The organism is Candidatus Pelagibacter sp. HIMB1715 (assembly GCF_052047595.1).
Classification (GTDB): Bacteria; Pseudomonadota; Alphaproteobacteria; order Pelagibacterales; family Pelagibacteraceae; genus Pelagibacter.
In genome coordinates this window covers 7,501-22,468 of record NZ_JBNAJY010000012.1, presented here as the reverse complement: position 1 = coordinate 22,468, position 14,968 = coordinate 7,501, and the positions used below count along the sequence as shown (strand labels likewise).

11 protein-coding genes, 2 tRNA genes, 2 rRNA genes and 1 riboswitch (1 of these 16 cut by a window edge) are annotated in these 14,968 nt (G+C 31.0%); of the genes, 12 read left to right on the top strand and 3 right to left on the bottom strand.

Translation table 11 applies throughout. The features are described 5' to 3' along the window. Positions 1–15 precede the first annotated feature (15 nt). Positions 16–103, bottom strand: a riboswitch (glycine riboswitch). A 103-nt stretch (positions 104–206) separates the two neighbouring features. Continuing rightward, entirely contained in the window at positions 207–1,301 is a 1,095-nt protein-coding gene (locus tag ACTTAY_RS03785; RefSeq protein WP_440650565.1) for an acetyl-CoA carboxylase carboxyltransferase subunit alpha, read from the top strand. Between the two features lie 3 nt (positions 1,302–1,304). Here the strand turns inward: ACTTAY_RS03785 and secA are convergent, their stop codons facing one another. Beyond that, positions 1,305–3,839 (bottom strand): preprotein translocase subunit SecA, encoded by a 2,535-nt coding sequence (gene secA, locus ACTTAY_RS03780; protein WP_440672427.1) that lies wholly within the window; start codon positions 3,837–3,839, stop codon positions 1,305–1,307. Between the two features lie 65 nt (positions 3,840–3,904). Here secA and argJ point away from each other — a divergent pair, with 65 nt between their 5' ends. Together argJ and ACTTAY_RS03770 are read left to right on the top strand one after the other, a co-directional pair. Then, positions 3,905–5,206, top strand: coding sequence for a bifunctional glutamate N-acetyltransferase/amino-acid acetyltransferase ArgJ (gene argJ, locus ACTTAY_RS03775; protein WP_440672426.1), 1,302 nt, complete (start codon positions 3,905–3,907; stop codon positions 5,204–5,206). A gap of 39 nt (positions 5,207–5,245) precedes the next feature. Beyond that, positions 5,246–5,674, top strand: coding sequence for a DUF1178 family protein (locus tag ACTTAY_RS03770; RefSeq protein ID WP_440672425.1), 429 nt, complete (start codon positions 5,246–5,248; stop codon positions 5,672–5,674). On the opposite strand, the gene ubiG is transcribed toward ACTTAY_RS03770, so the two are convergent. Further along, positions 5,671–6,393 (bottom strand): bifunctional 2-polyprenyl-6-hydroxyphenol methylase/3-demethylubiquinol 3-O-methyltransferase UbiG, encoded by a 723-nt coding sequence (gene ubiG, locus ACTTAY_RS03765; RefSeq protein ID WP_440672424.1) that lies wholly within the window; start codon positions 6,391–6,393, stop codon positions 5,671–5,673. The genes ACTTAY_RS03770 and ubiG overlap by 4 nt on opposite strands. Positions 6,394–6,469: 76 nt before the next feature. Here ubiG and ACTTAY_RS03760 point away from each other — a divergent pair, with 76 nt between their 5' ends. The 5 genes from ACTTAY_RS03760 to ACTTAY_RS03740 are packed head-to-tail and all read left to right on the top strand — an operon-like array spanning position 6,470 to position 11,151. Next, complete coding sequence (locus ACTTAY_RS03760; RefSeq protein ID WP_440672423.1) at positions 6,470–7,681, top strand: aspartate kinase; 1,212 nt, start codon at positions 6,470–6,472, stop codon at positions 7,679–7,681. 4 nt (positions 7,682–7,685) lie between these two features. Continuing rightward, positions 7,686–8,780 (top strand): flavodoxin-dependent (E)-4-hydroxy-3-methylbut-2-enyl-diphosphate synthase, encoded by a 1,095-nt coding sequence (gene ispG / locus ACTTAY_RS03755; RefSeq protein WP_440672422.1) that lies wholly within the window; start codon positions 7,686–7,688, stop codon positions 8,778–8,780. Between the two features lie 2 nt (positions 8,781–8,782). Beyond that, positions 8,783–9,856: a peptide chain release factor 1 gene (gene prfA, locus ACTTAY_RS03750; RefSeq protein ID WP_440672421.1), complete on the top strand. Its 1,074-nt coding sequence runs from the start codon at positions 8,783–8,785 to the stop codon at positions 9,854–9,856. Then, entirely contained in the window at positions 9,857–10,699 is an 843-nt protein-coding gene (gene prmC, locus ACTTAY_RS03745; protein WP_440672420.1) for a peptide chain release factor N(5)-glutamine methyltransferase, read from the top strand. An 11-nt stretch (positions 10,700–10,710) separates the two neighbouring features. After that, entirely contained in the window at positions 10,711–11,151 is a 441-nt protein-coding gene (locus ACTTAY_RS03740) for a DUF4167 domain-containing protein (RefSeq protein WP_440672419.1), read from the top strand. On the opposite strand, the gene ACTTAY_RS03735 is transcribed toward ACTTAY_RS03740, so the two are convergent. Then, positions 11,148–12,440 (bottom strand): peptidoglycan DD-metalloendopeptidase family protein, encoded by a 1,293-nt coding sequence (locus tag ACTTAY_RS03735; RefSeq protein WP_440672418.1) that lies wholly within the window; start codon positions 12,438–12,440, stop codon positions 11,148–11,150. The genes ACTTAY_RS03740 and ACTTAY_RS03735 overlap by 4 nt on opposite strands. A 337-nt stretch (positions 12,441–12,777) precedes the next feature. Here ACTTAY_RS03735 and ACTTAY_RS03730 point away from each other — a divergent pair. The 4 genes from ACTTAY_RS03730 to ACTTAY_RS03715 all read left to right on the top strand — a co-directional run. After that, positions 12,778–14,252: ribosomal RNA gene (locus ACTTAY_RS03730) — 16S ribosomal RNA — on the top strand. A 98-nt stretch (positions 14,253–14,350) separates the two neighbouring features. Further along, positions 14,351–14,427, top strand: a tRNA-Ile gene (locus tag ACTTAY_RS03725). Positions 14,428–14,439: 12 nt separating this feature from the next. Continuing rightward, positions 14,440–14,515 (top strand) — tRNA-Ala (locus ACTTAY_RS03720). A gap of 131 nt (positions 14,516–14,646) precedes the next feature. Beyond that, positions 14,647–14,968 (top strand): 23S ribosomal RNA (locus ACTTAY_RS03715); it runs 2,431 nt beyond the window's last position. The 16S and 23S rRNA genes sit together here with 2 tRNA genes alongside, the layout of an rRNA operon.

Below are 14,968 nucleotides of genomic sequence, written 5' to 3'. Positions count from 1 at the left end.
TCTTTCCAGAGTGTTATGCAACTATCGGTCCTTTTTACCTGAGAGTTTCCGGGGTGGTTGCTCCTTCGGTGCTAAATCTTTTAGTCTCTCCCGATAGAAAATATGTATCTTCTTCTAGAAAAGAGTCAATTAATAACAATTACACTTTAAATTAAATATCATTTTATTGCCTTTTTTATGAATTAACCATCCGCTATAACCATATTATGAAAAATTATCTTAATTTTGAAACTGAGATTAAAGATTTAGAGACAGAATTGGAAAAATTAAAAGATCCCTACAATCAAGAGGGATTGTCAGAAGTAGATACGCAAAAAATTTCAAAAACACAAGTTGAGTTAGATCAAAAATTAAATGATATATATTCAAACCTAGATCCATGGCAAACCACCATGGTTGCAAGACATGAAGACAGACCAAAGTCTAAATTTTTCATAGATAATTTATTCGAAGATTTTATTTCTCTATCTGGAGACCGTTATTATGGTGAAGATAAATCTGTACTTACAGGTTTTGCAAAATTTAATGGTCAGTCAGTTTTAGTAATTGGTCAAGAAAAGGGTGAAGATTTGGATAGTAGAATTCAAAGAAATTTTGGGATGATGCGACCTGAGGGTTACAGAAAAACTATTCGATTAATGAATTTAGCAAATAAATTTAAAATTCCAATTATCACTTTTATAGACACGCCAGGTGCTTATCCTGGTGTTGGTGCAGAGGAAAGAGGTCAAGCTGAGGCAATAGCAAAATCAATTGAATGTTGCATGGAACTTAAGGTGCCAACTATCGCAATAATTATAGGTGAAGGTGGATCAGGTGGTGCTATTGCATTAGCATCGTCTAACAAAGTTATCATGCTAGAAAATGCTATTTATTCAGTTATATCTCCTGAAGGCTGTGCAACTATATTATGGAGAGATCCAAAAAAAATGCTTGATGCAGCAAAAGCAATGAAGCTTTCCGCAAAAGATTTATTAAAATTAAAAGTTATTGATGAAATAATCCCAGAACCTTTAGGTGGTGCTCACAGGGATAGAGACCTGATGCTTGATAACGTTAGAAAATCTATTTCTACAAATTTAGATCAATACAAAGAAATGACGTCAGAAGATATAATGAATGAAAGAAAAAATAAATTTTTAAAAATTGGAAGAAACGATGGTTTTATGAGCAATGTAGAAGATTTAAGTAATTTGACCATCAAGAAAAATAATTTTGATAACATTTTCAAATCAAAAAAATTATTATTTGGTATTGGTATAGGTTTATTATTTTTAGCTTCTTTATTTTTTCTTTTTTAAGAATTACAAAGCTCCATGGCAATGTTTAAACTTCTTGCCCGATCCACAGAAGCAAGGTTCATTTCTTCCCATTTTTTTGGCTTGTGGTTTTGGATTTACTCTTTCCTCGTTGGAAGATCTTTCTTCTGTTATAACTTTTAAATTCATTAAAATTGTAACGTAGTCTAATTTTAGTTTTTCTAATAAATTTGAAAATAAATCAAAAGCTTCTTTTTTATATTCAACTAAAGGATCTCTTTGACCGTAAGATCTTAATCCAATCACTTGTCTAAGTTGTTCTAAATATTGTATATGTGATTTCCAATTCAAATCTATTGTTTGCAAAAATATTCTTTTTTCAATTTCTTTTGCATGCTGCTCGTTTAGAACTTTAATTCTTTCATTACGTGTCTCATTAAATTTTGAGGATATTTGCTCTTTCAGTTCATTATCTTTTGCAGAAATCAAACTTTCAAGTTCAGTATCATTAAAACTTTTCCCAACAATTTGCCTAACTTTATTGTTAAATTCATTACTTTTTGGATTAGATAAGTTTTGAATTTTTAATTTTATCAAGTCTTCTGATATTTCTTTTAAAAATTCGTCAGAATAATCAAAAATATTTTCACTATTCATTGCATTTTTTCTTTGAGAAAACACAACATGTCTTTGGTCGTTTAAAACATTGTCAAATTTGATAAGTGTTTTTCTGATATCAAAATTTCTGGCTTCAACTTTCTGCTGAGCTCTTTCTAATGCTTTGTTGATCCAAGGGTGATCAATACTTTCACCATCTTTTAAACCAAGTTTTTCAAGCATATTATTCATAGACTCTGAGCCAAAAATTCTCATCAAATCATCTTCTAAACTTACATAAAATACAGAACTACCCTCATCTCCTTGTCGTCCAGCTCTTCCTCTTGCTTGATTGTCCACTCTTCTAGACTCCATTCTTTCTGTACCAATTACAAATAATCCACCTAGAGATTTAATTTTTTCTTTATCTATTTTTAACTGATCATCAGGAATCGATCCTTTTTTTCCACCAAGCTGGATGTCAACACCTCTACCAGAAATACTGGTTGTAATTATCAAAGATTTTTCTTTTCCTGCATTTGCAATAATTTCAGCTTCATTTTCATGGTTCTTTGCATTTAAAACTACGTGTTTAATATTTTTTTCATTTAATAATTTAGAATAAACTTCTGATTTGTTGATACTAGATGTGAAAACCAAAATTGGTTGACCAATTTTATGTTTTTCAATGATCTTATTAATTATTGCATCATTTTTTTCTTTTTCAGTTCTAAAGATCAAATCATTATAGTCCTTTCGGATCATTTCTTTATTTGTTGGGATTACAACCACTGAAAGATTATATATTTCAAAAAATTCTTCAGATTCTGTGACTGCAGTACCGGTACAACCTGATATTTTTTTATATAGTTTAAAATAATTTTGATAGGTAATTGATGCTAAAGTTTGATTTTCATTTTGTATCTGAATTTTTTCTTTAGCTTCAAGAGCCTGATGAAGTCCATCTCCAAATCTTCTTCCTTCTAGAATTCTACCAGTTAATTCATCTATAATTTTAAGAACTCCGTCTTTAACTATGTAATCCTTTCCTTTTTCAAATAAGTGATTTGCACGGAGTGCTTGATTTACATGGTGAACTAAATGAAGATTTTCTGGATCATAAAAATTATCATTTTTTAATATACCAGCATTAGAAAAAAGTTTTTCAACATTATTAATACCCTCGTTTGTTAAAAGTATACTTTTTTCTTTCTCATCTATTTCAAAATCTTTATTATTTAAAATTTTAACAAGTTTATCTATTGCTAAGTATTGAGCAGTTTTATCTTCTGCAGCTCCAGAAATTACAAGTGGAGTTCTTGCTTCATCAATTAAACAAGAATCTATTTCATCTACAATTGAAAATGCATGAGATCTTTGAACCATCTCTTTTTGAGAAAACTTCATGTTGTCTCTTAGATAATCAAATCCTAATTCACTGTTGGTTGCATAAGTAATGTCACAATTGTAGTTTTTCTTTCTTTCCAGATCATCTTGGTCATTATTTATAAATCCAGAAGTAAGACCTAGAAAATTATATATTAGACCCATTTCCATCGAGTCTCTTTTTGCTAAATAATCGTTAACTGTTACTATATGAACTCCATTTTCAGAAAGCGCATTTAAATAAGCCGCTAAGGCAATAGTTAGTGTTTTTCCTTCACCCGTTCTCATTTCAGCAATTTTACCTTCGTGGAGAACTACGCCCCCGATAAGTTGAACATTAAAATGTCTTTCTTGTCTTGTTCTTTTTGCAGCTTCCCTTACTAATGCAAATGCTTCAGGTAGAATTTCGTCTAAACTTTTTCCATTTTTTAATTGATTTTTAAATTCAACTGTTTTTTTTGGAAAGTCTGCATCACTTAATTTTATGAATTGTTCCTCGTGTGAATTTATTTTTTCTACAATTATTCCAATTCTATCTAGTTCTTTTTGATTACTAGATTTGATAAATTTTGTAATTAGGTTAAGCGGGTTAAACATGACTATTTGATTTATTCTTTAAATATATTGTTTAATATATGTATTAAACAATTATTTTAAATATCATGGGTATTAATTTAACAAATTTTTTAAACTCGAAATCAAAAAATACCAGAATGATGGATTTCCAGGACCTTGATCATATAGATGGCTTATCTATTTCAGCTCTAAGTGCAGATTTATACAAAACTAAAAGAGATGATTTAGTAATGTTTTACTTTAGAGATGGTGCAAATCATGCCTCTGTATATACACAGTCAAAAATTATCTCAGAAAATATTAAATGGAATATAAATCAAAAATCAAAAAAAATTTATTCTCTTATTGTAAATACTAGAAATGCAAATGCTTTTACGGGCAAACAAGGTTACGAAAGTCTTGCAAAAATTGCTGATTTAACTTCTGAGCAATTATCAAAAAAACAAGTTGAAGATGAAGATTATCCAAAAAAAATTACTTCAAAGGAAATTATTTTTGGATGTACAGGTACAATAGGTGAAACATTTCCATTTGAAAAGATAATAGTTCAAATTCCAAACTTGATTAAAAAAATCAACTATACACAAAACAAATTTCTTTGGATGAAAGCAGCCTTAGGAATAATGACTACTGATACAAAACCAAAACTTGCGATGGAACAATGTAAAATTGGAGATAAAGAGGTAAAAATTTATGGTGTTGCCAAAGGTTCGGGTATGATATTTCCAAATATGGGAACCACTTTGGCATACATATTTACAGATGCCAACTTATCGAATGATATTTTAAGTAAATTATTAAAAAAAAATATTACAAATACATTTAATGCTATCTCGTGTGATGGGGACACTAGCACAAATGATATGGTTAGTATTTTTGCAACAAATAAAGCAAACAATTCAAATGTTAAAAGTATTAATGATATAAAACTAAAAAAATTCGACAAAGCATTAAACAATGTTTTGTTAAATTTAGCTAAGAGAGTAGTTTCTGATGGAGAAGGAGCATCAAAATTTGTCACTATAAATATTAATAAAAGCAAAAGTGAACAAGATGCAAAGACAATTGCTTTCTCAATTGCAAATTCAGCTTTGGTAAAAACAGCTATTGCGGGAGAAGATCCAAACTGGGGACGAATAGTGATGGCAATAGGAAAAGCAGGACCAAAAATAAATTTAAATAAATTAGGTTTGAAATTTGGAAATTATCAAATAATTCAGGATGGAAAATTATACAAGAACTACGATGAAAAATTAGTAGCTGAGTATATGAAAGGTGAAAATATAGACATCAATGTAGATTTGTTTACTGGTCCTAAAAGCTTTACTGCTTTTACTATGGATTTTACAAAAAGTTATATTGAGATTAATGCTGATTATAGAAGTTGAACATATTGAAATATAAATTTTGATAACTAATTCTATACTATGATAAAATATAAACTTTTGTGTAATGACTGTGAATTAAAGTTTGATAGCTGGTTCTCATCTTCATCAGAATATGAAAAATTAAAAAAGAAAAAACTTTTAATCTGTCACAACTGTAATTCTGAAAAAGTTGAAAAAACATTAATGGCTCCTCAGCTAATAAGTAGAAAAGCTAAAAATGAAGAAAAATTTGATACTCAGAAGTACAAAAAAATTAAGAAAACAATTAAAAATTACCAAAAGTTTATAAAAGAAAATTTTAAGTATGTTGGAGATAATTTTGCATATGAAGCTAGATCTATTCACTACAATAGTAAGAAACCCACAAAGGGAATATATGGTAAAGCCTCTCAGAAAGACATTATAGAGCTCAAAGAAGAGGGCATAGATACACAATTAATTCCTTGGGTTGATGAAAAAGAAAATTAGTTTTTCTTAAATTCCGCAATATAATTTACTGATAAATCTTTAGAAACATTCCATTCATCCTTCAGAATATTAAAATTCATTCCATCTATTTTTTTGAGATTAAGATTGTTTTTGATTAGTATATTTTTTAATTCTTCAGGCTTAACAAACTTTTCCCATTCATGGGTGCCAATAGGAAGCCATCTCAAAACATATTCTGCACCAACAATTGCAAATATATAAGATTTTAAGGTTTTATTTATAGTTGCAACAAACATTAATCCATTTTTTTTTAAAAGATTAGCGCATGATTTTAAAAAAAAATCAACATCTTCAACATGCTCAACAATCTCCATGTTCAAAATTACATCAAATTTTTTTGTTGTTTTTAGTTTTTCAGGCGATGAACATATATAGTTTATTTTAAGATTGTTTTTTTTTGCATGTAAGTTTGCTATGGCAATATTTTTATTTGAAGCATCGATTGCTGTAACATTAGCTCCCAATCTACACATGGGCTCAGATAACAATCCACCTCCACATCCAATATCAAGGACATTTATTCCAGAAAGAGGATATTTTTTATTTTTAAGTTGAAATTCCTTAATTATATTTTCTTTTATATATTTTATTCTTATAGGATTAAATTTATGCAGAGGTTTAAATTTTCCTTCTGGATCCCACCATTCGGCCGCCATATTTGAAAATTTTTCTATTTCTTTTTTATTAATACTGTTCATAATATATAAATAGTTGACATAACAATTAAGATGTACTTTATCAATTTATAATTAAACTATATTAATTCAACTGATCATGAAAACTGTTGTACTAAAATTTGGCGGAACTTCTGTTGGTAGCATAGATAGAATTAAAAAAGTATGTAAAATTATAGCTGCTTATAAAAAGAAAAAAAATAGAGTTTTAGTGATTTCATCTGCAATGAGTGGAGTGACCAATGAGCTTGTAAAAAAATCGAAACAAATTAGTAATAATTTCAGCAGATCTGAATATGATGCACTTGTCTCTACTGGAGAGCAGGTTTCATGTGCTTTAATTGCAGGAAGACTTACTCATGATGGTTTTAAATCTAGGTCGTGGGTTTCTTGGCAATTACCAATAATTACTGATGGACCTTATTCTGGAGCAAGAATAAATAAGATAATCACAAAAGAATTAAATAATTATGTGAAACAAGGTGGGATACCAATTGTTACTGGTTTTCAAGGAATTAATAATGAAAATAGAATTACCACAATAGGAAGAAGTGGTTCTGATGCCACTGCAATAATGTTAGCAAAATTTATTAAAGCTGACGAATGTATTATTTATACAGATGTTGATGGTGTTTATACCACTGATCCAAGACAACATAAAAAGGCAAAGAAAATTAAAAAAATATTTTATGATGAAATGCTAGAAATGGCATCTTTGGGATCAAAAGTGATGCAACCAACATCGGTTCAAGATGCAAAGTTAAATAACATTGATATTAAAGTTAAATCTTCATTTGTTAATAAACCAGGTACATTAATAACAGGCTCTAAAAAAGCGTTTAGCGATCAAATAATTACTGGGATATCTTCAACTAAAAATGATGCTAAAATCACAATTGTAGGAGTTAAAGATAGACCTGGTGTTGCTGCTTCAGTTTTTAGACCATTATCAAGAAATTTAATTAACGTTGATATGGTTGTACAAAATATTTCTCAAAATGGAAAAGATACTGACTTAACCTTTACAATTAAATCTGATGATCTTAAAAAAACAGAGAAATTAATTAAGCAAAATAAATCGATATCTTATAAAAAACTTTCTTTTGATAAAAATCTTTCCAAAGTTTCTATAATTGGAGTTGGGATGATTACTACACCTGGAATTACTTATAGGATGTTTCAAGCTTTAGCTTCAAAAAAAATAAACATTTTAGTTATTTCAACATCAGAAATTAAAATTTCAGTATTAGTTTCATCAAAAAATGTAAAAAAAGCAATAGCTGCTCTTCATAAGGAATTTAAACTAGATTAAACTTATGAATGTAAGACCATTTAGAAATATAAATCGAAAAAAAACTAAAGTAATTAACGTTGGTAATATTAAAATTGGTGGTGACAATCCAATATCAGTTCAATCAATGACTAATACTTTGACTACAGATATTTCAGCTACAATAGAACAAATAAATAAAATTCATGAAGAGGGTGCTGACCTTGTAAGAGTTTCTTGTCCAGATGAAGACTCATCAAAAGCATTAAAAGAAATTACAAAAAATGTTCAAATACCTGTAATTGCAGATATTCATTTTCATTATAAAAGAGCTATAGAAGCTGCAGAAAATGGAGCGAAGTGTTTAAGAATAAATCCTGGAAATATTGGTGATAAAAATAAAATCTATGAGGTTTTAAGTGCAGCAAAAAATAATGATTGTTCAATTCGAATAGGAGTTAATGCAGGTTCTCTAGAAAAAGATATTCTAGAAAAATATAAAGAGCCATGCCCTGAGGCATTAGTGGAGAGTGCAAAAAGAAACATTAAAATATTAGAGGATCAAGATTTTTTTAATTTCAAGATAAGCGTTAAGTCTTCAGATGTATTTTTGTCGATTGCAGCCTATAGACAGCTTTCGGACGCTACTGATTATCCTCTTCATCTTGGAATAACTGAGGCTGGAAGTTTTGTGTCAGGAAGTGTTAAGTCTTCAATAGGACTAGGTTCATTGCTATTAGACGGAATAGGTGACACTTTAAGAGTTTCTTTGTCAGATGATCCTGTTAAAGAGGTTAAGATTGGAAATGAAATCCTTAAATCTTTAGGATTACGAAATAGAGGAGTTAAAATAATTTCTTGTCCATCTTGTGCAAGACAAGCATTCCAAGTGATTGATACAGTTAAAATTTTAGAGGAAAAATTATCTCATATAAAAACTCCAATTACTCTATCTATAATTGGCTGTGTTGTGAATGGACCTGGTGAGGCTGCTTTAACTGATATTGGAATAACTGGAGGTGGAAAAGGTAACAATATGCTTTATCTATCTGGAGTACAAAGTGAAAAAGTATTAACTAGTGATATAGTTAATAAAGTTGTAGCAGAAGTTGAAAAAAAAGCCTCTGAATTAGAAAATTAACAATGATACCAACAAAAACTATTGAAGAATTAATTACAAAACACTCTACACTAGAAAAAGATCTATCATCAGGAAGTCTAGATAATAAAGTATTCGCAGAAAAGTCAAAAGAATATTCAGATGTTAATGAAATAATTTTAAATGCTAAAAAATATTTATCTTTCGAAAATGAAAAACAAGAATTAGAGAAAATATTAGACGACAACTCATCAGATAAAGAGTTAAAAAATATGGCTGAATTAGAACTTGTTGATTTGAAATCTCAACATGAGATCAATGAAAAAAAATTAAAATTATTTCTATTACCAAAAGATGAAGCAGATAAAAAAAATGCAATAATAGAAATAAGAGCTGGAACTGGCGGACTAGAGGCAAGTTTATTTGCTTCAGATCTTTTCAAAATGTATGAAAAAGTAAGTCATAAAAAAAAGTGGTCATTAGAACTTATTTCTATTTCAAGAAGTGATGCCGGGGGTTTAAAAGAGGTAATTGCATCTATTAAAGGTACAAATATATATTCAACATTAAAATATGAGAGTGGTGTACATAGAGTTCAAAGAGTTCCAGATACCGAAACACAAGGAAGAGTTCATACATCTGCGGCCACTGTTGCTGTATTACCTGAAGCTGAAGAAGTAGATTTAAAAATAAATGACTCTGACTTAAGAATTGACGTTTTTCGAGCAGGTGGTCCAGGCGGACAATCAGTTAATACAACAGATAGCGCTGTTAGAATAACTCATATACCCACTGGTTTATCAGTTTCTCAACAAGATGAAAAATCACAGCACAAAAATAAAGCAAAAGGAATGAAAATCTTAAGAGCAAGATTATATGAACTTGAAAGATCAAGAATTGATCAAGAAAGATCACAAGATAGAAAAACTAAAATTGGTACTGGAGATAGATCCGAAAGAATTAGAACTTATAATTTTCCACAGGGTAGAGTTACAGATCACAGAATAAATGTAACTTTGCACAAATTGGAGGAATTTCTTGAAGGTGAAGCCTTTGATGAAATGATCGAGTCACTTACATTGCAAGCACAAGAAGAAAGTTTAAGTAATTTAAAATAAATGAATATTGAATCAGCGATAACTCAAGGTGCTCAAATTTTAAAAGATAAATCTTGTTTAAATCCATATTTGGATTCAGAAATTTTAATGTCAAAAGCAATTAATAAAGATAAAAAATACCTAATACTTAATTCTCAAGAAAAAATAGAAGAAATAAATTTAAATTTGTTTCAAAAACTAATTAATGAAAGGTCTAAAGGTAAGCCAGTATCGCATTTAACTAATAAAAAGTTATTTTGGAATTCAGAATTTTTTGTGACAGAAGATACTTTAATACCTCGTCCTGATACAGAGCTAATTGTTGAAAATATTTTAAATTTAACAAAAAATAAAAGTAAACTTAGTATTTTAGATATTGGCATAGGATCTGGATGTATACTTTTGTCTATATTAAAAGAGAGAAAAAATTTTTATGGAACGGGAATAGATATAAGCAAAAATTGTTTAAAAATAGCTAATTCGAATGCAATTAGTTTAAAAGTCCATACTAGACTTAAATTATATAAATCTAATGTTGACAAATTTAGTTTGGGCAAATATGATTTAATAGTTTCTAATCCTCCTTATATTAAAAGACATATTATAAAATATTTGGATAAAGGAGTTGCTAAGTTTGAACCAAAAATAGCACTTGATGGTGGATTAGATGGTTTATCAGAAATCAGAAAAGTTATTAAAAAATCATCTGAGCTGATTAAAAAAAATGGTAAATTTATTTTAGAGATTGGTTTTGATCAAAAAAATAAAGTAATTAAATTATTAAATAAAGAGGGTTTTTATATAAATAGTGCTCAAAAAGATCTTGCTTACAATGATCGATGCATAGTCTGCACAAAAATATAATTATTTAAATCATGGTAACATTTAGGAATAACAGCAATAACAACAATAGACGAAATAATTTTAGAAGAAACGATAGAAATTTTAAATCTAATGGTGACAGGCAAAAATTTAGTTCAAATTTTTCTAATGGTGATAACTTCAAAAGAAAGTCTCCAGGAAGAAACAATCACAATGCACCAAAATTGATCGAAAAGTACAATGATTTAGCTAGAGAGGCTTTGTCAAATGGTGACAAAATTCTCTCTGAAAATTACCTTCAGCACGCTGATCATTTTACAAGGATACTAAATGAAAGAGAAAGCTTCAAAAAAGAGAGAAATTTAGAAGAGAAATCTGATGAAAATGAAAAAGAAACAAATAAGCCATCAGAAAATATTGAAGTTTCTGAAAAAAATTTAAAAGATAATTCTAACTTAGATATTCAAACTGAAACACCAGCAGAGCCTAATTAATTCAAACCTATAATTTTTTCTGATTTAAGAACATCCAGTTTGATTTTATTAGTTTCAAACAATTTTCTCTCTTTACCTTTTAATATTTTACCTGAAGGAAGTTTTAGTTTTTGAGAATTAACTTTTTTTCCATTTACAATTACTTCGTAATGTAAATGAGGTCCAGTAGATTTACCTGTTGAACCAACGTAGCCAATTGTTTGACCTTGTTTTACTCTTACTCCTGCTTTAATGCCACGAGCAAACTTTGACATGTGAGCATACACTGTTTGATAAGTTGAGTTATGTCTTATTTTTACACAGTTACCACCTCCACCACACCATCCAGCTTTTTTTACAACACCGTCACCAGATGCCATAATAGGCGTTCCTGTGGGTGCTGCAAAATCAGTTCCTCTATGCATTTTATTATATCCATCTATGGGATGTTTTCTCATACCAAAAGATGATGAAAGTCTTGCTCCATTAATTGGAGTTTTCATTAAAGCTTTTTTAACACTCTTACCATTTTTATCATAATGCCCTTCACTTCCTTCTTTATCAAAATAATAAAGCCCATTATCTTGACCACTTAATTTTAAATTAGCAAAAAGTATTTCTCCTGTTTCAATGATTTCATTTTTATCATTAAGGAAAATTTCATACATTATTTGAAACTTATCTTGTTTTCTTATATCTCTTTGAAAGTCTACTTGAAAACCATATATCCTAGCAAATTCAATTATTATATTTGCTGGTATTTTTTCATCTGTTGCAGCTTTATATAGACTTTGTAAAATTAAGTTTTCTCTATAAACTATTTTCTTATTCAATTTTATTGAAATAATTTCATCATTAAAAGTATTATCAGAATTGTCTCTTACTAAAAAAATTTTTTGTTTATTTGATATTTGAAAAGTAAATTCACTAATTTGATTATTAGTTTTATCTAAACTGAACTCAATAATTTGCTTAGTATTTAATTTATTAAGATTAACTTTTTTTTTTAAAGCATTTTTTATTTCTAATATTTCTTTTTTTTGTATTAGATAATTCTCTAAAATTTTATCAAATGTTTCGCCAGACTGTATTTTATGTTTTATCTTTTTGTATTTTGGTTCAAGGTTTTCAACTATGTGTGTAAGTGTTTTTTTAAAGTAGACATTATCGATAAAATTATCACGGATTTCTAAATTCTCTTTTTTTGTTGAATTAAAATAAGTAGTGATGATAGCAGAAAAAAGAATCAATAAAACTAAGCCAAAAATTTCTAAGTTTTTTTTTGTTTTACTTAATAGAATTTTTAACATTTTATATTTAAGCGAACACAATTATTAGTTTAGAGAGTGGCAAAAATCAAAAAAAAGCCCTTAAAATGGGCTGTTTTTATTTAAATATTTGTTCTTAAATGCTTGATTTCCATTATTTTTAGCCTATAAGCACTGAACTTTCTCAATAAAATTATTGTTAACGCAATAAATTAGTGAGGATTATTGAGCCTTTTTTGCTCAATTAGCTATTTTAAAAGTTAAAATTTAAGAAGAGAAGTGTGGACGGTTAAGGTTACCAAAAATTTGTCGTACACACTTCAATCACATATAAATTTTATTCTTAGAATTTATATGGAAGCTAGTGTGCGCCGTTTTTAAACTTGAGAGTTTGATCATGGCTCAGAACGTACGCTGGCGGCACGCCTAACACATGCAAGTCGAACGAAGTAGCAATACTTAGTGGCAGACGGGTGAGTAACATGTAGGTATCTACCCTTTGGCCTGGAATAACACGAGGAAACTTGTGCTAATACCGGATAAGTCTTTACGGAGAAAGCTTTATGCACCATTGGATGAGCCTGCACTTGATTAGTTTGTTGGTGGGGTAATGGCCTACCAAGACTGTGATCAGTAGCTGATTTGAGAGGATGATCAGCCACATTGGGACTGAGACACGGCCCAAACTCCTACGGGAGGCAGCAGTGGGGAATCTTGCACAATGGAGGAAACTCTGATGCAGCGATGCCGCGTGAGTGAAGAAGGCCCTTGGGTTGTAAAGCTCTTTCGTCGGGGAAGAAAATGACTGTACCCGAATAAGAAGGTCCGGCTAACTTCGTGCCAGCAGCCGCGGTAATACGAAGGGACCTAGCGTAGTTCGGAATTACTGGGCTTAAAGAGTTCGTAGGTGGTTGAAAAAGTTAGTGGTGAAATCCCAGAGCTTAACTCTGGAACTGCCATTAAAACTTTTCAGCTAGAGTATGATAGAGGAAAGCAGAATTTCTAGTGTAGAGGTGAAATTCGTAGATATTAGAAAGAATACCAATTGCGAAGGCAGCTTTCTGGATCATTACTGACACTGAGGAACGAAAGCATGGGTAGCGAAGAGGATTAGATACCCTCGTAGTCCATGCCGTAAACGATGTGTGTTAGACGTTGGAGATTTATTTTCAGTGTCGCAGCGAAAGCAATAAACACACCGCCTGGGGAGTACGACCGCAAGGTTAAAACTCAAATGAATTGACGGGGACCCGCACAAGTAGTGGAGCATGTGGTTTAATTCGAAGATACGCGCAGAACCTTACCAACACTTGACATGTTCGTCGCAACTCTAAGAGATTAGAGTTTTCGGTTCGGCCGGACGAAACACAGGTGCTGCATGGCTGTCGTCAGCTCGTGTCGTGAGATGTTGGGTTAAGTCCCGCAACGAGCGCAACCCTCACTTTTAGTTGCCATCATTAAGTTGGGCACTCTGAAAGAACTGCCAGTGATAAGCTGGAGGAAGGTGGGGATGACGTCAAGTCCTCATGGCCCTTACGTGTTGGGCTACACACGTGCTACAATGGTATCTACAACAGGAAGCAAGACTGCGAGGTCAAGCAAATCCTTAAAAGATACCTCAGTTCGGATTGCACTCTGCAACTCGAGTGCATGAAGCTGGAATTACTAGTAATCGTGGATCAGCGTGCCACGGTGAATGCGTTCCCGGGTCTTGTACACACCGCCCGTCACACCATGGGAGTTGGTTCTACCTTAAGGCAAGGTTTAAAACCCTTGACCACGGTATAGTCAGCGACTGGGGTGAAGTCGTAACAAGGTAGCCGTAGGGGAACCTGCGGCTGGATTACCTCCTTTCTAAGGATGAATGAAAGTAAAATTTCATTCTAAATAATATACAGGTAATGTTGACCGTCCTCATTTCTCTTCTTAAAGTAGTGTTTCTCTTTGCATAGGGGCCGGTAGCTCAGTTGGTTAGAGCACACCCTTGATAAGGGTGGGGTCGAAAGTTCGAGTCTTTCTCGGCCCACCAATTCAAGATCATGGGGGATTAGCTCAGCTGGGAGAGCGCCTGATTTGCATTCAGGAGGTCAGCGGTTCGATCCCGCTATCCTCCACCAAAACACTTAGTTATAAAAATTTGTAAATAATTAATAATTAATATCAATATCTATATCCGAACATTAGTAATGTTATTAGCTAATGTTCAAAATAAAAATTTGATTCAACACAGAATTTTTTTCTGTGCATAAATCAAGCGTTTAAGGGCGTGTAGTGGATGCCTTGGCACTGAAAGCCGATGAAGGACGTGATATACTGCGATAAGTTTCGGGGAGCTGTATGTAAGTTTTGATCCGAAAATTTCCGAATGGGGAAACCCACCACTTTATGTGGTACTTTGAACTGAATACATAGGTTTAAAGAGACAACCTGGAGAACTGAAACATCTAAGTAACCAGAGGAAAAGAAATCAATTGAGATTCCGTTAGTAGTGGCGAGCGAACGCGGACCAGGCCAGTAGTTTTGTTAAAAAAATTTGAATAGTTTGGAAATGCTAACCATAGAGGGTGATA